At 64.0% G+C, this 17,210-nt stretch carries 14 protein-coding genes and 1 riboswitch; of the genes, 5 read left to right on the top strand and 9 right to left on the bottom strand.

The genetic code is table 11. From position 1 onward, the window contains the following. The 9 genes from nuoG to RPG13_RS23910 form a co-directional block, all read right to left on the bottom strand. On the bottom strand, positions 1–2,082 hold the full coding sequence (nuoG, locus tag RPG13_RS23870) for an NADH-quinone oxidoreductase subunit NuoG (RefSeq protein ID WP_292623913.1): 2,082 nt from the start codon (positions 2,080–2,082) through the stop codon (positions 1–3). A gap of 72 nt (positions 2,083–2,154) precedes the next feature. Further along, positions 2,155–2,856 (bottom strand): NADH-ubiquinone dehydrogenase, encoded by a 702-nt coding sequence (locus tag RPG13_RS23875; protein ID WP_095483439.1) that lies wholly within the window; start codon positions 2,854–2,856, stop codon positions 2,155–2,157. Between the two features lie 104 nt (positions 2,857–2,960). Continuing rightward, positions 2,961–4,265, bottom strand: coding sequence for an NADH-quinone oxidoreductase subunit NuoF (nuoF, locus tag RPG13_RS23880; RefSeq protein WP_127204822.1), 1,305 nt, complete (start codon positions 4,263–4,265; stop codon positions 2,961–2,963). Between the two features lie 10 nt (positions 4,266–4,275). Next, the gene (locus RPG13_RS23885) at positions 4,276–5,574 is read right to left on the bottom strand and encodes an NADH-quinone oxidoreductase subunit E (RefSeq protein ID WP_337126147.1); all 1,299 of its coding nucleotides are present in this window, start codon (positions 5,572–5,574) and stop codon (positions 4,276–4,278) included. Then, positions 5,575–6,765, bottom strand: coding sequence for an NADH-quinone oxidoreductase subunit D (locus RPG13_RS23890; protein WP_337126148.1), 1,191 nt, complete (start codon positions 6,763–6,765; stop codon positions 5,575–5,577). A 110-nt stretch (positions 6,766–6,875) separates the two neighbouring features. Beyond that, a complete protein-coding gene (locus RPG13_RS23895; protein WP_337126149.1) occupies positions 6,876–7,208 on the bottom strand; it encodes a four helix bundle protein in 333 nt (110 codons plus the stop codon). A gap of 34 nt (positions 7,209–7,242) precedes the next feature. Continuing rightward, on the bottom strand, positions 7,243–7,845 hold the full coding sequence (locus RPG13_RS23900) for an NADH-quinone oxidoreductase subunit C (protein WP_337126150.1): 603 nt from the start codon (positions 7,843–7,845) through the stop codon (positions 7,243–7,245). Between the two features lie 8 nt (positions 7,846–7,853). Beyond that, entirely contained in the window at positions 7,854–8,435 is a 582-nt protein-coding gene (locus RPG13_RS23905) for a NuoB/complex I 20 kDa subunit family protein (protein ID WP_027156092.1), read from the bottom strand. Further along, a complete protein-coding gene (locus RPG13_RS23910) occupies positions 8,426–8,791 on the bottom strand; it encodes an NADH-quinone oxidoreductase subunit A (protein ID WP_023798850.1) in 366 nt (121 codons plus the stop codon). The genes RPG13_RS23905 and RPG13_RS23910 overlap by 10 nt, the downstream gene beginning before the upstream one ends. Positions 8,792–9,126: 335 nt before the next feature. Between RPG13_RS23910 and RPG13_RS23915 the strand changes: the two genes are divergently transcribed. The 5 genes from RPG13_RS23915 (at position 9,127) to cobG (ending at position 17,210) form a co-directional block, all read left to right on the top strand. After that, on the top strand, positions 9,127–10,326 hold the full coding sequence (locus tag RPG13_RS23915) for a winged helix-turn-helix domain-containing protein (protein ID WP_337126154.1): 1,200 nt from the start codon (positions 9,127–9,129) through the stop codon (positions 10,324–10,326). Between the two features lie 29 nt (positions 10,327–10,355). Continuing rightward, positions 10,356–10,559: riboswitch (cobalamin riboswitch) on the top strand. 38 nt (positions 10,560–10,597) lie between these two features. Then, the gene (locus RPG13_RS23920; RefSeq protein ID WP_127292282.1) at positions 10,598–11,032 is read left to right on the top strand and encodes a DUF1636 family protein; all 435 of its coding nucleotides are present in this window, start codon (positions 10,598–10,600) and stop codon (positions 11,030–11,032) included. Next, on the top strand, positions 11,029–12,066 hold the full coding sequence (cobW, locus tag RPG13_RS23925) for a cobalamin biosynthesis protein CobW (protein WP_127292285.1): 1,038 nt from the start codon (positions 11,029–11,031) through the stop codon (positions 12,064–12,066). Before RPG13_RS23920 ends, cobW begins: the two co-directional genes overlap by 4 nt. An 18-nt stretch (positions 12,067–12,084) precedes the next feature. After that, positions 12,085–15,744 (top strand): cobaltochelatase subunit CobN, encoded by a 3,660-nt coding sequence (gene cobN / locus RPG13_RS23930; RefSeq protein ID WP_337126156.1) that lies wholly within the window; start codon positions 12,085–12,087, stop codon positions 15,742–15,744. After that, on the top strand, positions 15,741–17,210 hold the full coding sequence (cobG, locus tag RPG13_RS23935) for a precorrin-3B synthase (protein WP_337126158.1): 1,470 nt from the start codon (positions 15,741–15,743) through the stop codon (positions 17,208–17,210). The genes cobN and cobG overlap by 4 nt, the downstream gene beginning before the upstream one ends.

Raw genomic sequence — 17,210 nt, forward strand, 5'->3', positions numbered from 1 at the left:
TTATTCCGCCGCCTGCCTGAAGCCGTTTTTCGCCAGCGCCGAGCATTCCGCCATCACGGCGGAAGCCCGCGCGATCGGGTTGGTCAGGTAGAAATCCTTGACCGGCGAGGTGAAGGCGCCCTTATTTAGCCGCCCGCCGAGCTTCGCCACGTTGGCGATATCGTCAGCGTTGCCGGCCGCGACCTGGTCGATGCGGGCCAGATGTGGGTATTCCGAATAGAGTTTTGCGCGAAGCTGCGGCAGCGAATCGAACGGCAGCTTCTTGCCCAGCACATCCGACAGCGCCCGCAGGATCGCCCAGTCCTCGCGCGCATCGCCTGGCGCGAAGCCGGCACGGTTGGTCTGCTGCACGCGGCCCTCGGTGTTGACGTAGGTACCCGACTTTTCGGTATAGGCGGCGCCCGGCAGGATGACGTCGGCGCGGTGCGCGCCCTGGTCACCATGCGTGCCGATATAGACGACGAAGGCGTCGCCGGTCTTGGCCATGTCGATCTCGTCGGCGCCGAGCAGGAACAGCACGTCCGTCTCGCCCAGCATGCCGGCGACGTTCTTGCCTCCCTCGCCCGGCACGAAACCGACATCGAGACCGCCGACCCGGCCCGCCGCAGTGTGCAGCACGGCAAAGCCGTTCCAGTCGGCTCTCGAGGCATTGACGGCGATGGCAAGCTTGGCCGCCTGGCCGAGCACGGCCGCGCCATCCGAGCGCGCCAGCGCGCCTTGGCCGACTATGATCAGCGGGTGCGTCGCTTTCTTCAGCACCTGGAAGAACTTGCCATTGCCGTCGGCCAGTTCCTTCAGCGATTCCGGCCCGGCGCCGAGCTGTTCATAGTCGTAGCGCGTATCACCGACATCGCCGATGACGCCGACCGGCAGGTTGCCGACCCGCCAGCGCTTGCGGATGCGGGCGTTGAGCAAGGACGCCTCGAAGCGCGGATTGGCGCCGATGATCAGCACCGCGTCGGCCTGCTCGATGCCCTCGATGGTCGGGTTGAAGATATAGCTTGCCCGGCCGAGCGACGGATCGAGCGCCGCGCCATCCTGGCGGCAGTCGGTGTTCTTCGAGCCGAGCGAGGCCATCAGCAGCTTCAGCGCATAGATCTCCTCGACGGCGGCGAGATCGCCTGCAATGGCGCCGATCTTGTCGGGTGCGGCGTTCGACACCGCTTCCTTGATCGCGGAGAAAGCCTCGGCCCAGCTTGCCGGGGTCAGCTTGCCGTCCTTGCGTACGTATGGCCGGTCGAGGCGCTGCGTGCGCAAGCCGTCCCAGATGAAACGGGTCTTGTCGGAAATCCACTCCTCGTTCACCGCCTCGTTGGTGCGCGGCAGGATGCGCATCACCTCGCGGCCTCTGGAATCGACGCGGATCGCCGAGCCGACGGCATCCATCACATCGATGGATTCGGTCTTGGTCAGCTCCCATGGCCGCGCCTGGAAGGCGTAGGGTTTGGAGGTCAGCGCACCGACCGGGCAAAGGTCGATGACGTTGCCCTGCAGTTCCGAGGTCATCGCGCTTTCGAGATAGGTGGTGATCTCGGCGTCCTCGCCGCGGCCGATCAGGCCGAGCTCGGAAATGCCGGCTATCTCCGTGGTGAAGCGGACGCAGCGCGTGCAATGGATGCAGCGGTTCATGATAGTCTTGACCAGCGGCCCGATATACTTGTCTTCGACCGCCCGCTTGTTCTCGTGATAGCGCGAGGAATCGACGCCGAACGCCATCGCCTGGTCTTGCAGGTCGCACTCGCCGCCCTGGTCGCAGATCGGGCAATCCAGCGGATGGTTGATCAGCAGGAATTCCATCACGCCTTCCCTGGCCTTCTTGACCATCGGCGTGTTGGTGAAGATTTCCGGCGTTTCGCCATTCGGGCCGGGGCGCAGGTCGCGCACGCCCATGGCACAGGATGCCTGCGGCTTGGGCGGCCCGCCCTTCACCTCGATCAGGCACATGCGGCAATTGCCGGCGATCGACAGCCGCTCATGGAAGCAGAAGCGCGGCACTTCCGCGCCAGCGTCCTCGGCCGCCTGCAGCAGCGTGTAATGGTCGGGTACAGTAATCTCTTTCCCGTCGACCTTGAGCTTTGCCATGTCGTCTCAAACCCCTGCGGACGTTCCGCAATCTTTCTTTCCGGGCGCAGCCGAAACCGCGCGGTATTGAATTCAATGTTTGGCCTCGGCCAGCGCCGCCGCCTGGCCAAGCCAGTCGTCGCGATCGATGCGGCCGTTGAACGACAGATAATCGTCGACCCAGGCGATCTCTTCCGGCGTCCATGCCGCGATCTGGCCATATGTCCAGATGCCCAAGCCGTTCAGCACCTTCTCCAGCTTCGGCCCGATGCCCGATATCGCCTTGAGATCGGCCGGATTTGCCGGACGATCCATGGCCTTGGGCTGCTTGAAATCCTCCGGCATCAACCCGGTTGGCGCGGCACCCGCAACGGTGCTCGCATCCGCCACGTTCGGCGCATCGCCTGTGGCAGTTGCCGCTATATCGGTTACGTCCCTGGCGAAGGACTGCGCCTCGGCGATCAAGGTTTTCGTCGCCGCGCGCGCCTTGGTCGAAGAGTTCGTCCCTGTCTCTGAAAAGCGTTCGACCCTGGCCTCGAAATCGTCGACGATCGGTTGGAAGAGGCGCTGCGAGGCCTCGGCGGCACCCGAGAGCGCGCCCATCCACACCCCAAAGGCATGATTGGCAAGGCCGAAGCCGAGCGCCGACATCGCTGCCGCACCCGCGACAGGGTGCGCCAGGAGATTGACGGCGCTCGCCATCTCCTTCGGCATCATCCTGGTCAGGTCCTGGTTCATCTTCTCGAACGGGTCCAAATCTGGCATCAAATGATCGGGTCTCGAATGCAGCGACATTGGTGATCTCCTAGTCGTTTCTTCCGTTTGCCCCGAGCCTGTTTCCTCAAATCGGGCATTCGCCCGTATTTCAAATCGGGCGCTTGCCCGTATTTCGAACTTCTCTATTCCGCAGCCACCATCACCGGCTCTGCCCGGTGCGCATTGCGCGAAAACTCGTCGATACGCCGCTCCACCTCGCCGCGGAAATGCCGCATCAGGCCCTGAATCGGCCACGCCGCCGCATCGCCCAGCGCGCAGATCGTATGGCCCTCGACCTGCTTGGTCACGTCGAGCAGCATGTCGATCTCACGCTTCTGCGCCTCGCCGCGCACCAGCCGCTCCATCACCCGCCACATCCAGCCGGTGCCTTCGCGGCACGGCGTGCACTGGCCGCAGCTCTCGTGCTTGTAGAAGTAGGAAAGCCGCGCGATCGCCTTCACGATATCGGTCGATTTGTCCATGACGATGACAGCCGCCGTGCCAAGGCCCGATTTCAGGTCGCGCAGCGCATCGAAATCCATCGGCGCGTCGATGATCTGCTCCGCCGGCACCAGCGGCACCGAAGCGCCGCCCGGAATGACCGCCAGCAGATTGTCCCAGCCGCCGCGAATGCCGCCGCAATGCGTCTCGATCAGCTCGCGGAACGGGATCGACATCGCCTCTTCGACGGTGCACGGATTGTTGACGTGGCCGGAGATGCAGAACAGCTTGGTGCCGACATTGTTGGGCCGGCCGAAGGACGAGAACCAGGCGGCGCCGCGGCGCAGGATGGTCGGGGCCACCGCGATGGACTCGACATTGTTGACCGTCGTCGGGCAGCCATAGAGGCCGACATTGGCCGGGAATGGCGGCTTCAGCCGCGGCTGGCCCTTTTTGCCTTCGAGGCTTTCGAGCAGCGCCGTTTCCTCGCCGCAGATATAGGCGCCGGCGCCATGGTGCATGTAGATGTCGAAGTCGTAGCCGGACGTGTTGTTCTTGCCGATCAGCTTGGCCTCATAGGCCTCGTCGATGGCGCGCTGCAGCGCCTCGCGCTCGCGGATGAACTCGCCGCGCACATAGATGTAGGCGGCGATCGCGCCCATGGCGAAGCCGGCAATCAGGCAGCCCTCGACCAGCGTGTGCGGGTCATGGCGCAATATATCGCGATCCTTGCAGGTGCCGGGCTCGGATTCGTCGGCATTGACGACAAGATAGCTCGGCCGGCCGTCGCTCTGCTTGGGCATGAACGACCATTTCAGCCCGGTCGGGAAGCCGGCGCCGCCGCGACCGCGCAAGCCCGATGCCTTCATCTCGTTTACGATCCAGTCGCGCCCCTTGGCGATGATGCCTGGCGTGTTGTCCCAGGCGCCGCGCGCCATTGCGCCGGCCAGCGACTTGTCGAAGCGGCCGTAGATGTTGTTGAAGATGCGGTCTCTGTCCTGAAGCATTGTTCGTTCCTCAGACCGGCTTCTTGCCGAAGACGCGGATATATTCGGCGACCCCGCCCTTGGCGAGCGCCTTGGCCTGCTTGACCCAGTCTTCGCGCTGAATGCGGCCGTGGAAGCTGAGATAGCCGTCGACCCATTCGCGCTCGGCCTTCTTCCAGGATGCGACTTGCGCATAAGTGAAGATGCCAATCGAATGCAGGATGCCTTCGATCTTCGGGCCGACCCCCGAGATCAGCTTGAGATCGTCGACCAGTGCCGGCTTTGCGATGCCGGCCGGACGGTTCTTGTCCTCGAGCGAAGGCTTGGCACGCTTGGCGGCTGCGCCAAGCTGTGCGCCCTTGGCTTCGGGCGCCTTGAAAGCGACCGCTGGCTCAGCCTTGATTATGGGACCGCTACGCTGTTTCGAAACCTTTTCGACCTCCGGCGCGGCCTTGTTGGCGTTGGCCGCCGAATGCCGCGGTGCGGCGACGCTCGCCGCCTTTTCCGTCTCTGGTGCGACCTTTGTCGGCGAAGGCGATCTCAGCGCCGGGCTGGTTTCAGGCGCATCGGTCTTCGGCTTGCTGGCTTTCGATGGCGCAACGGGGGCAGCCAGTGCCTGCGCGACCGGAGCTGGCACCGCGGCGGCAGTCGACGCTGCACCTTGCGCGGCCTTGGCCGCCGCCTTGGCTTCCCTGTCGCGGGTCGTCTTCAGGATTGCCTTTTCGTTCTTCAGCGTCGTCAGACCGCTGATCGGCTCTGAGGTGATGCGGCCGTTCTGCGGCCCCGGCGTCACCGAGGCGCCCTTGCCGGCGTCGTAGAGATCGATGATCTCGGCAAACCGCTCCGGCGTCAGGTCCTCGAACGTGTCCTTGAAAATCATCACCATCGGCGCGTTGACGCAGGCGCCGAGGCATTCGACCTCTTCCCACGACAGCGTGCCCTTGTCGTTGGTGTGAAACTGGTCGTGATGGATTTTCGAGCGGCACACGTCCATCAGCGCTTCCGAGCCGCGCAGCATGCAGGGCGTGGTGCCGCAAACCTGGATATGCGCGCGGGTGCCGACCGGATTGAGCTGGTACTGCGTGTAGAAAGTCGCGACTTCCAGTCCACGGATGTACGGCATGTCGAGCATGTCGGAGATCGTCTCGATCGCCGCCTTGGTCACCCAGCCCTCCTGCTCCTGCGCCAGCATCAGCAAGGGGATGATCGCCGACTGCTCGCGGCCCTTCGGATACTTCTTGATCCATTGCTTCGCCGCTGCCGCATTCGCCCGGTTGAAGGCAAAAGAGGCTGGCTGGAGGCTGGCTTCTGCGAGACGGCGGACTGACATTTATCGATCGACCTCACCAAACACGATGTCGAGGGAGCCGAGGACGGCGGTGACGTCGGCCAGCATGTGGCCGCGGCACAAAAAGTCCATGGCTTGCAGATGCGCGAAGCCGGGCGCGCGCAGCTTGCAGCGATAGGGCTTGTTGGTGCCGTCAGAGACGAGATAGACGCCAAACTCGCCTTTCGGCGCTTCGACCGCCGCATAGACCTCGCCCGCCGGCACGCGGTAGCCTTCGGTGTAGAGCTTGAAATGATGGATCAGCGCTTCCATCGAGCGCTTCATTGCCGCACGTTTAGGCGGCACCACCTTGCCGTCGAGGTTCGACACCGGCCCCGTGCCTTCCTTGCCGAGCAAGAGGTCGACGCACTGGCGCATGATTTTCGCCGACTGGCGCATCTCTTCCATGCGCACGAGGTAACGATCGTAGCAATCGCCGTTCTTGCCGATCGGAATGTCGAAATCCATCTCGGCATAGCATTCATAGGGCTGCGACTTACGCAGATCCCAGGCGACGCCGGATCCGCGCACCATGACGCCGGAAAAGCCCCAGGCCCAAGCATCGGCCAGCGAAACGGTGCCGATGTCGACATTGCGCTGCTTGAAGATGCGGTTGCCGGTCAGCAGTGCGTCGAGATCGTCGAGCGATTTCAGGAACGGGTCGATCCAACTGCCGATATCTTCGACCAGCTTCTGCGGCAGGTCCTGGTGGACGCCGCCGGGCCGGAAATAGGCCGCATGCATGCGCGAGCCGCTGGCCCGCTCATAGAACACCATCAGCTTTTCGCGCTCGACGAAGCCCCACAGGGGCGGCGTCAGCGCACCGACATCCATCGCCTGCGTCGTCACATTGAGAATGTGCGACATGATGCGGCCGATCTCGCAATAGAGCACGCGGATCAGCTGGCCGCGCTTCGGCACCTCGATGCCGAGAAGACGCTCGGCGGCGAGCGCAAAGGCATGCTCCTGGTTCATCGGCGCGCAATAGTCGAGCCGGTCGAGATAGGGCACAGCCTGCAGATAGGTTTTGGCTTCGATCAGCTTTTCAGTGCCGCGATGCAATAGCCCGATATGCGGATCGACGCGATCGACGACTTCGCCATCGAGTTCCAGCACGAGGCGCAAAACGCCATGCGCCGCAGGATGTTGCGGGCCGAAATTGATGTTGAAGTTGCGAACGGAGGTTTCAGCCATTCCGGCGCCCCTGGCGAAGAGTCAGTAGTGAGTAGTGAGTAGTGACCATCAATCTCAACGCCTGCTTCATTCCGCCTGCTTGGCCTGCACCGTTCGGATAAGAGATCTCGTCATTTTCCAATCTCTTCGCATCGCAGTAGCAGTTCAATCTCGTTGTCCCTTTGCAGCAGGCCAACACGGCATGCCAGCAATATGTGGGTTTCCAGTTCCTTCAACGAGCCCTGCGCCATGCGCAGAAATTGAACGAACGAACCCCTGTTTTCTCGGCCGTATCCTTCGGCGATGTTGGCCGCGATCGAAACCGCCGATCGACGCACCTGCGAGGTCATGCCGTAGATCTCCTCTTTCGGAAACCCTTTCGTGAGGCGGTAACAATCTTCGGCGAGCACCATTGCCGACTGCCATACCTTCAGGTCGCGATAAGATTCGATCCTTTTTTCCAATTCGTTCCCTACTGACTACTCACTACTTCCCTACTCACTGTTTCGCCTTCTCATCCCCCGGAAGCACGTAATCCGTACCTTCCCACGGAGACAGAAAATCGAAATTGCGAAATTCCTGCTTCAATTCCACCGGCTCGTAGATGACCCGCTTGGCCTCGTCGTCGTAACGCACCTCGACGAAACCGGTCAGCGGGAAATCCTTGCGCAGCGGATGACCCTCGAAGCCGTAATCGGTCAGAATCCGCCTGAGATCGGGATGGCCCGAGAACAGCACGCCATAGAGATCGTAGGTTTCGCGCTCGAACCAGTCGGCGCCGGGATAAACGCCGGTGATCGACGGCACCACAGTCTCCTCGTCGGCCTGGACCTTGATGCGGATGCGAATATTCTGCTTCGGCGACAGCAGGTGGTAGACGACGTCGAAGCGCTTGGCCCGCGACGGATAATCGGCGCCGCAGACGTCGATGATCGAGATGAACTGGCAGTTTTTATCGTCGCGCAGAAAGGTTACCACCTCGACCAGATCGTGCGGCTCGACAGAGATGGTGAGTTCGCCATAGGCAAACACCGCATTGCCGATCCGGCCGCTCAGCTTCTCGCCGAGATAGGTCGAGAGTTCGTTCAACGACAGGCTCATCATCCCGCTCACCGTTCGATCGTGCCGGTGCGGCGGATCTTCTTTTGCAGCAGAAGGATGCCGTAGAGCAGCGCTTCCGCGCTCGGCGGACAGCCGGGCACGTAGATGTCGACCGGCACGACGCGGTCGCAGCCGCGCACCACCGAGTAGGAATAGTGGTAATAGCCGCCGCCATTGGCGCAGGAGCCCATCGAGATGACGTAGCGCGGCTCCGGCATCTGGTCGTAGACCTTGCGCAGCGCCGGCGCCATCTTGTTGGTCAGCGTGCCGGCGACGATCATGATGTCGGACTGGCGCGGAGACGCGCGAGGAGCAACACCGAACCTCTCCGAGTCATAGCGCGGCATCGAGGTGTGGATCATCTCGACCGCGCAGCAGGCAAGACCGAAGGTCATGAACATCAGCGAGCCGCTGCGCGCCCATGTGATCAGCGCCTCGGTCGAGGTGACGAGAAAACCCTTGTCGGCCAGCTCGTTGTTGATCTCGAGGAAGAAAGGGTCATTCGCCCCCACCGGCTTTCCGGTGCTGGGGTCGAGAATGCCTTTTGGCTTCGGCGCGACGAGCGTGCCGGAATTGTCGCTCAATCCCATTCCAGCGCTCCTTTCTTCCATTCATAGGCAAAGCCGATGGTCAGCACCGCCAAAAACACCATCATCGACCAGAAACCGAGCATGCCGATCTGGCTGAAAGACACGGCCCATGGAAACAGGAAGGCCACTTCCAGATCGAAGATGATGAACAGGATCGACACCAGATAGAAGCGGATGTCGAACTTCATGCGGGCGTCGTCGAACGAGTTGAAACCGCATTCATAGGCGGAAAGCTTTTCCGGATCGGGGTTGCGGTAGGCCACCAGGAAGGGTGCGGCAAGCAGCGCCAGGCCGACGACCAGCGCCACGCCGATGAACAGGACGATGGGCAGGTACGAACTCAACAACGCGTTCATGCTGCGGCTTTCCGTTGGCGGCCAATCCACTCTGATTACAGCACCGGACCCACTTGCGGAAGCGTGACAGTTTAACCACTGAACCGTTTTAGGGGGCTCTATGCTGCAACGCGGCGAGGGTTAGCGCAGGCCTTTCGGCGAAGCAAGTCAAACCTTGTTCAAAACACGGTGCTGGACGGCATATCCGGATAAACTGGTCCGATCTGCTCCTGTTTGATTTCCTTCACTTTTTACTCCACTTTTCTCTCCTGACATAGATGCCGCCAAAACCCTGCTAGCATGGCGCGGAATCATCGCCCCAACCTTTGGTCGAACGCCAACAGAGTGCCGTCTGCATGAAGGAAAAAATCTCGCTCGCCATGGCCCGGCGCATCGCGCTTGCCGCACAGGGGTTTGCCGACCCTCGCCCTAACGGCACGCCCGATCGCCGCCATCTGGCCCGTGTGCTTGGCCGTACCGGCCTGCTGCAGATCGATTCCGTCAGTGCGGTGGTGCGTGCCCACTATATGCCGCTCTATTCGCGGCTTGGCCCCTACCCGCTTGCGCTGCTCGACAACGCCGCCGTGACGCGCAAGCGCACGGTCTTCGAATACTGGGCGCATGAAGCCTCTTTTCTACCGGTCGAAACCTATCCGCTGATGCGCTGGCGCATGGAACGGGCCGAGCGCGGCGAGGAAATGTATAATGGGCTGGCCAAGTGGGGGCGCGAACGCACCACTTACATTGAAGACATTTATCGCGAGGTTGTATCGCGCGGCCCGCTCGCCGCGTCGGCTCTCGAAGGCCAAAAGGGAAACGGCGGTTGGTGGGGCTGGAGCGACGCCAAGCACGCTTTTGAATGGCTGTTCTGGGCCGGCCGCATCACCACGGCATCACGTCGTGGCTTCGAGCGGCTTTATGATCTGCCGGAACGGGTGCTGCCGCCGGCAATACTCAGCTTGCCGGTGCCCTCCCCTGAGGATGCGCATCGCGAATTGCTGCGCATCTCCGCCCGCGCCCACGGCGTCGCGACAGCGGGAGACCTGCGCGACTATTTTCGTCTCTCTCCCGCCGACATCAAGGGCCGCATCGAGGAACTGGTCGAGGCAGGTGATCTTTTGCCGGTTCGCGTCGAAGGTTGGGACAAGCCTGCCTATCTGCACAAGGACGCCCGTTTTCCGCGCCGGATCGAGGCGCGCGCACTGCTCGCGCCGTTCGATCCTGTCGTCTTCGAGCGGTCGCGTACGGAAAGGCTGTTCGACTTCCGCTATCGCATCGAGATCTACACCCCTGCCGAAAAGCGCCAATACGGCTATTATGTGCTGCCGTTCCTGCTCGGCGAAAGGATCGTGGCGCGCCTCGACCTCAAGGCCGACCGCCCCGCCGGCGTGCTGCGCGTCCATGCCGCCTATGCCGAGCCCGGCGCGCCGACGCAAACTGCCGATGAATTGTTCGAGGAGTTGAAGCTGATGCAGGGCTGGCTCGGCCTGGAACGCATCGAGGTGACGCCTGCGGGTGACCTGGGCCAACCCCTTGCCGACATTGCCGCCTCGTAGACGTGCGTTGACACGACTGCCTCCACAAGCCTAAATCCGGTCCAGACGGTCTCCTCTCGGCAAAGGGAGGAGCCAAGAGGGAATGCGGTGCGAAATTCCGATTTCAAATCCGCGGCTGTCCCCGCAACTGTAAGCGACGAGCCAAGGCCGAAAACCACTGGGACGGTCCCGGGAAGGCGGCACCAAGGCGATGACCCGCGAGCCAGGAGACCTGCCGTCTAGGACATAAGAATCCGATCGCCTGGCGGGTTTTCCGGGCAAGGAGCCTGATTTGGAACGCGACAGCAGTTTTTCGGCTGAGACAGCGGGCGTATTGTCCGGCGATTGTGATGCCTTGGCCGGCGTTACCGTGATCATCTGCGCCTCCTGCCGCAATGAGACCGGCTCCGATGGCCATCCCCGCGCCGGCGAACTGCTTGCTGAAGACACGCGCCGCGCCGCTTCAGGCGAAAATATCCGCATCCGCACCGTCGAATGCCTCGGCAACTGCAAGCGCCGGCTGAGCGCCGCGATCCTGCGCGACGGCTGCTGGAGCTATGTCTTCGGCGACCTGACCGCGACAAGCGGCGCCGATCTCGTCGCTGGCGCAAAGCTCTTCGCCACCTCGACCGACGGCCTCATTCCATGGCGCGGCCGCCCCGATTGCCTGAAGCGCGGCCTCGTCGCCCGCATCCCTCCCCTCGACCTTTTGAAGGACCAGATATGAACGCTTCCGTCTCCCGCGTGCCCTGCACCGTCATCACCGGCTTCCTCGGCGCCGGCAAGACGACGCTGATCCGCCATCTGCTCGAAAACGCCGGGGGCAAGCGGCTGGCCATCATAGTCAACGAGTTCGGCGACATCGGCATCGACGGCGAGATCCTGAGAGGCTGCGGCATCGACACCTGCCCGGAGGAGAACATCGTCGAGCTGGCCAATGGCTGCATCTGCTGCACCGTCGCCGATGATTTCGTCCCGGCGCTCGATCAGATCCTGTCGCTGACGCCGAGGGTCGACCATATCCTGATCGAAACCTCCGGCCTCGCTCTGCCCAAGCCGCTGGTCCAGGCCTTCCAGTGGCCGACGGTCAAGAGCCGGGTGACGGTCGACGGCGTCATCGCCGTCGTCGACGGACCGGCGCTGGCTGATGGCCGCGTCGCCAACGACATGGACGCCCTGCAGGCGCAGCGCGCGCAGGACGAGACGCTCGACCACGACGATCCGGTCGAGGAGGTGTTCGAGGACCAACTGGCTTGCGCCGACCTGATCATATTGTCGAAGAGCGACCTGATGGACGCCGCCGGCTCAGCACGCGCCAATGCCATCATCGGCGAGCACACCGCGCGCGCCGTCAAGATCGTGCCGACCTCGCAGGGCAAGGTCGATCCGTCTGTGCTGCTCGGCCTCGGCCTTGCCGTCGAGGACGACATCGAGAACCGCAAGACCCATCACGACGACGAGCTCGACCACGAGCACGACGATTTTGACTCGTTCGTCATCGATATTCCGTCGATCGCCAATCCCGATGAGCTGGCTTTGCGCGTCGCCACCGCGGCGGAGGAAGAAAACGTTTTGCGCGTCAAGGGTTTCGTCGAGGTCGGCGGCAAGCCGATGCGGCTGTTGCTGCAGGCCGTCGGTCCGCGCGTCAATCACTATTACGACCGCGCCTGGACCGCCGACGACGACCGCCGCTCGCGCCTCGTCGTCATTGGCCTGAAAGGGCTGAACCGCCCGGCAATCGAGCGTATCCTCGCCGGCTGACCTCAGGCACGAGCCGCGATGCACATCCTCACCACAACATCCGCCTCGCTCGACGATCTCGCCGAGCCTGTCGATCTCAGGCAGACGCCTGCGGATATCGTGGCGCTGTCCTTCACCGACAGCGATCTGGCCGGCTTGGCGGCGGCGTGGAAGGCGGACGCGGATCGCCTGCCGTCGATGCGGCTGGCGGCTCTACGCGATCTGCGCCATCCGATGTCCGTCGATCTCTGGATCGACAGCGTCGCCCGCCACGCGAAGGTTATTTTGGTTCGTATCCTCGGCGGTTACGACTGGTGGCGCTACGGCTGCGACCAGCTCGCCTCGACCGCCCGCGCGCGTGGCATAAAACTGGCGCTGCTGCCCGGCGAATGCCGCGACGAGGATCTGCGGCTAATCGAATGCTCGACGCTGCCGCGCGACGAATTGGACGGGCTGCTCGGCTATTTCCGCGAAGGCGGGCCGGAGAATATGATGGCGCTGGTGCATCAGCTGGCAAGTCTCGCCGGATCAGGTGTGGCGGTCGCTGAACCTGTCAGCGTGCCAAAGGCGGGCTACTATCAACCGGGACTGGGGGTCGTCGAGCGCGATGTCCCCCTCCCCCTCGAGGGGAGGGTCCGGCCGCAGGCCGGGGGTGGGGTCGCCTCTGACGCGCGCCAACAGAAAAAAACGTCGAGCACTGCCGCAACGACCCCACCCGGCCCGGCGGGTCACCCTCCCCTCGAGGGGGAGGGAGACGACGCGCCAATCATCCCAATTCTCTTCTATCGCTCGATGCTGCTTGCCGCTGATGTCGCGCCAATCGACGCGCTTGTTGAAGCGCTACGGCAGCGCGGCATGATCCCCGTCCCCATCTTCGTTTCCAGTCTTAAGGACCCGGCCTCGCTCGCCTTTGTCGAAACCGCGCTGTCGACGCTTAAGCCCGCTTCCATCATCACCGCCACGGCCTTCGCCTCCGGTGCCGAGCCCGGCATTGAAACCCTGTTCGACCGCGCCGGCGTGCCGGTGTTCCAGGTCATCGTCGCGACGACACGCCGTGACATCTGGCAAAACAACCAGCGCGGCCTCGCCCCCGCCGACCTCGCCATGCATGTCGTGCTGCCCGAGCTCGACGGCCGCATCCTCGCCGGCGCCATTTCCTTCAAAGGCGAGAGCGAAACCGACCCGGCGCTGGCTTTTCGCGCCTTCGCCAACCGGCCGGAGCCAGATAGGGTGGCGCAGGTGGCGAACCGTGTCGAAGCATTCGTGCGCCTGCAGCGCACGCCGCGCGGACAGCGCAAGCTCGCCATCCTGATTCCCGACTATCCGAGCGCCCCCGGCCGCACCGGCTACGCCGTCGGCCTCGACGTGCCGTCGAGCGTGCTGGCCATGCTGCATGACCTGAGGGAACAGGGCTACGCCGTTGAAGGGATTCCGCAAACGCCGCGCGCGTTGCTGGATAGGCTGGAAAAAGGCGGCCAAGGGTTGGCATTGAAGGAGTATCTGACCTTCTCGAATCAAGTGCCGCCCGCGGCTATCGCCGCGTTAGAGGCCGCATGGGGGAAGGCGGAAGATGAGACAGGTTTGCGCGAGGCACCCCCCTCTGTCCTGCCGGACATCTCCCCCGCAAGGGGGGAGATTGAACTCTCTTTGAGGCTTTCGCCAACTACAAGCGTTGCAGAAGGAGCGACGGCATCGGAACTGCCAATCTCCCCCCTTGCGGGGGAGATGTCCGGCAGGACAGAGGGGGGTGTTCAAGCACCTACCGTCGCCAAATTCCCCTTCCGCGCCGCCACCTTCGGCAACATAACCGTGGCGCTCGCCCCCGATCGCGGCCGCTCCACGAACCGCCGCGCCGACTATCACGACCCGACATTGCCACCCCGTCATGCGCTGATCGCCTTCGGTCTTTGGCTGCGCAAGTCGCTCGGTGTCCATGCCCTCATCCACGTAGGCGCCCACGGCACGCTGGAATGGCTGCCCGGCAAGACCGTTGCGCTCAGCGAAACCTGTTTTCCTGAGATCGTCACCGGTCCCCTGCCCGTCATCTATCCCTTCATCGTTTCCAACCCGGGAGAGGCAGCGCAGGCCAAGCGGCGCATTGCCGCCGTCACCCTCGGCCATCTGCCGCCGCCGCTGACCGGCGCCGGGCTCGACGAGAACCAGCACCAGCTTGAACGGCTGGTCGACGAATATGCCCAGGCCGATGGGCTCGACCGCCGCCGCCGCGACCGCCTGGCGAAGTTGATCGTCGAAACGGCGCAGAAGACCGGCTTCGCCTCCGAGGCCGGCGTCGCCGGAACCGACGCGCCCGACGAAGCGCTGCGCCGGATCGACGCCTGGCTTTGCGACCTCAAGGATTTCGCGATCAAGGACGGCCTGCACATCTACGGCCGGTCGCCGGAAGGCGAGGCCGATCCGCTGCGCGAGCAAAGCGCGACAGCCGAAAAAGCAGCACTGCTTGCCGCCCTCGACGGCCGCCATGTCGCTGCCGGACCTGCCGGTGCACCCGCGCGTGGCCGGCGCGATGTGCTGCCGACCGGCCGTAATCTGTTCACCGCCGATCCACGCACCATGCCGACGCCGACATCCTTCGATCTCGGCAGGGCGGCCTCCGACGAGGTCTTGCGCAGCTATATGCAATCGCATGGCGACTGGCCGCGCTCGCTGGTCATCGACCTGTGGGGCTCGGCGTCGCTGCGCACCGGCGGCGAGGAGATCGCGCAAGGCCTGGCGTTGATGGGCTGCCGGCCGCAATGGGATTCCGCCACCGGGCGTGTCACCGGCATCGAGGTGCTGCCGCCGGCCACGCTTGGCCGCCCGCGCGTCGACGTCACCTGGCGCATATCGGGCCTGTTCCGCGACATGTTCCCGACCCAGATCGCCCTGATCGACGCTGCCGCCAATGCCGTCGCCGCCCGCGACGAGGACGCGTCCGAAAACCCGCTCGCCGCAAGGACCCGCGCTGACGGGAAGATCAGCCCGCGCATTTTCGGCACCTCGCCCGGAACCTATGGCGCCGGTGTCGAGGATTTATTGTCGAGCGGCGACTGGGCCGCGCGCGAAGAAATCGGCCGCGCCTACCTCGACGCCACCTCGCATGCCTATGGCGGCGCAGAGGGCGAAGGGATTTCGGCGCCCGGCGCCTTCGAGGATCGTATCGCCGAGGCGGACCTTCTCGTCCATACCGGCGACGATCCCGGCCGCGACATCCTCGAAGGCTCCGCCGACGTCGCCTTCATCGGCGGCTTTTCGGCAGCACTTGCCGCACTCGGCAAGAACGCCGATGTCATCGTGCTCGACACCACCGATCCGCAAAAACCCAAGCCGCGCTCGGTTGGAGAAGCGGTATCTCGGGTAGTTCGCGCCCGCGCGGTCAACCCGCGCTTCATTGCCGGCCAGATGCGGCACGGGCCGCGCGGTGCCTCGGAGTTCGCCGAGACGGTCGACCGTCTCGTCGGCTTTGCCGAGACCACCTATGCCATACCGGGCGCGCTGATCGAGGCCGTGCACGACGCCTATCTCGGCGACCCCATTGTCCGGGCGTTCATCCTGCGCGAGAATCCGGCGGCGGCGAAGGTCATCGCCGAGCGTTTGCTGTCGGCACGGCGGCGCGGTCTCTGGCATCCGCTGCGCAATTCCATCGATGACGCTCTCGCCACACTGATTGCCGAAGTCCAGGCGCTGGAGGTTGCGGCATGAACGCCTTCTCCCGACGCGGCGCCTGCCCCGCTTTGTCGACGCCGATGCAGACCGGCGACGGCCTTCTGGTGCGGCTCAACCCGGTCGCTGGAGGACTCTCGCCGAAATCCTTGATCGGACTCGGTGAATCCGCCTTGCGGCACGGCAACGGCATCATGGAAGTGACCGCACGCGGCAGCCTGCAGATACGCGGCCTGACGCCGGCAAGCGCGCGGCTGCTGGCGGTGGAGGTCGATGCACTTGGCATTGCCGTGCGCACCGGCGTGCCGGTCGAGACCGGTCCACTGGCAGGGCTCGACACCAAGGAGATCGTCGATCCGCGCCCGCTGGCGGAGCGGATTCGGGCGGCAATTGATGAAGCTGGGCTGGCACAGCGCCTTGGCCCGAAGGTCTCGGTGATTGTCGACGGCGGCGGACGGCTGACAATGGATGCGGTTACCGCCGACGTGCGGCTCGTCGCAACGCGCACCAATGCGGGAATCAAGTGGCAGGTGGCTGTCGCGGGTGATGGGCAGAATGCGAAGCCGCTCGTTACGGTGGAAGACGATGCGGCCCGTGATATCGCCGTCGCGATGCTCAGGATGGTCGCCGAAAAAGGCCGCGAAGCCCACGCTAGGGATTTGACGGAGAGGCAATTAAGATCTCTCGCAAGCTGGCGTTCCTTCGCGCCCCCCTCTGTCCTGCCGGACATCTCCCCCACAGGGGGGGAGATTGGCAGCTTCGCCGGCGGCTCTCCCTCAGCACTTTTGGCGATTGGCGAAAGCGGAGACGAGGGCGCAATCTCCCCCCAAGTGGGGGAGATGTCCGGCAGGACAGAGGGGGGCGCGAAGGAACGCCAGCCAATCGGAATTTTCGATCTGGCTGCCACCAGCATCGCCCTCGGCATCGGCCTGCCCTTCGGCAGCATGCCGGCAGAGAAGATCATCGACCTCTCGCAGAGCGCCCTCGCCCTTGGCGCAACCCAAATCCGCCTCGCGCCACAACGCGCGCTGCTTTTCCTCGGCCTCTCCCCGACCGCCTGCCACTCGCTCCAGCACGCCGCCGCCACCCTCGGCTTCGTCACCAACCCCACCGATCCGCGCACCAGGATCGCCGCTTGCCCTGGAGCTCCCGCCTGCGCCTCCGGCCGGATCGCCACCCGCGATATCGCCGAGACCATCGCAGCGGAAGATGGTGACATCCTCGATTCCTCCTTCACGCTGCACATTTCCGGCTGCGCCAAGGGCTGCGCGCATCCCGGCCCGGCGGCGCTGACACTGGTCGGCGGCGAAAACGGGGCCGGACTTGTCGTGGACGGGACGGCGAAGGCCCTTCCCCCCGGATACAGGCCAGGCTATGACGCCGCGCGCGGCGTTGGCCGCATTGCGGCTGCGATCCGCGGCACACGACTTCGAGGTGAAACCGCCGCCATTTGCCTGGCAAGGCTTGGCGCGGCCGAAATCATCGAAACTTACCGACAGGAATGA

The organism is Mesorhizobium sp. ISC15 (genome assembly GCF_037162615.1).
In the GTDB taxonomy this organism is placed as follows: domain Bacteria; phylum Pseudomonadota; class Alphaproteobacteria; order Rhizobiales; family Rhizobiaceae; genus Mesorhizobium; species Mesorhizobium mediterraneum.

Coding starts and splice junctions, on each gene's coding strand:
- nuoG (WP_292623913.1), bottom strand. CDS start 2,082: ATGGCAAAGCTCAAGGTCGACGGGAAAGAGATTACTGTACCCGACCAT.
- RPG13_RS23875 (WP_095483439.1), bottom strand. CDS start 2,856: ATGTCGCTGCATTCGAGACCCGATCATTTGATGCCAGATTTGGACCCG.
- nuoF (WP_127204822.1), bottom strand. CDS start 4,265: ATGCTTCAGGACAGAGACCGCATCTTCAACAACATCTACGGCCGCTTC.
- RPG13_RS23885 (WP_337126147.1), bottom strand. CDS start 5,574: ATGTCAGTCCGCCGTCTCGCAGAAGCCAGCCTCCAGCCAGCCTCTTTT.
- RPG13_RS23890 (WP_337126148.1), bottom strand. CDS start 6,765: ATGGCTGAAACCTCCGTTCGCAACTTCAACATCAATTTCGGCCCGCAA.
- RPG13_RS23900 (WP_337126150.1), bottom strand. CDS start 7,845: ATGAGCCTGTCGTTGAACGAACTCTCGACCTATCTCGGCGAGAAGCTG.
- RPG13_RS23905 (WP_027156092.1), bottom strand. CDS start 8,435: ATGGGATTGAGCGACAATTCCGGCACGCTCGTCGCGCCGAAGCCAAAA.
- RPG13_RS23910 (WP_023798850.1), bottom strand. CDS start 8,791: ATGAACGCGTTGTTGAGTTCGTACCTGCCCATCGTCCTGTTCATCGGC.
- RPG13_RS23915 (WP_337126154.1), top strand. CDS start 9,127: ATGAAGGAAAAAATCTCGCTCGCCATGGCCCGGCGCATCGCGCTTGCC.
- cobW (WP_127292285.1), top strand. CDS start 11,029: ATGAACGCTTCCGTCTCCCGCGTGCCCTGCACCGTCATCACCGGCTTC.
- cobN (WP_337126156.1), top strand. CDS start 12,085: ATGCACATCCTCACCACAACATCCGCCTCGCTCGACGATCTCGCCGAG.
- cobG (WP_337126158.1), top strand. CDS start 15,741: ATGAACGCCTTCTCCCGACGCGGCGCCTGCCCCGCTTTGTCGACGCCG.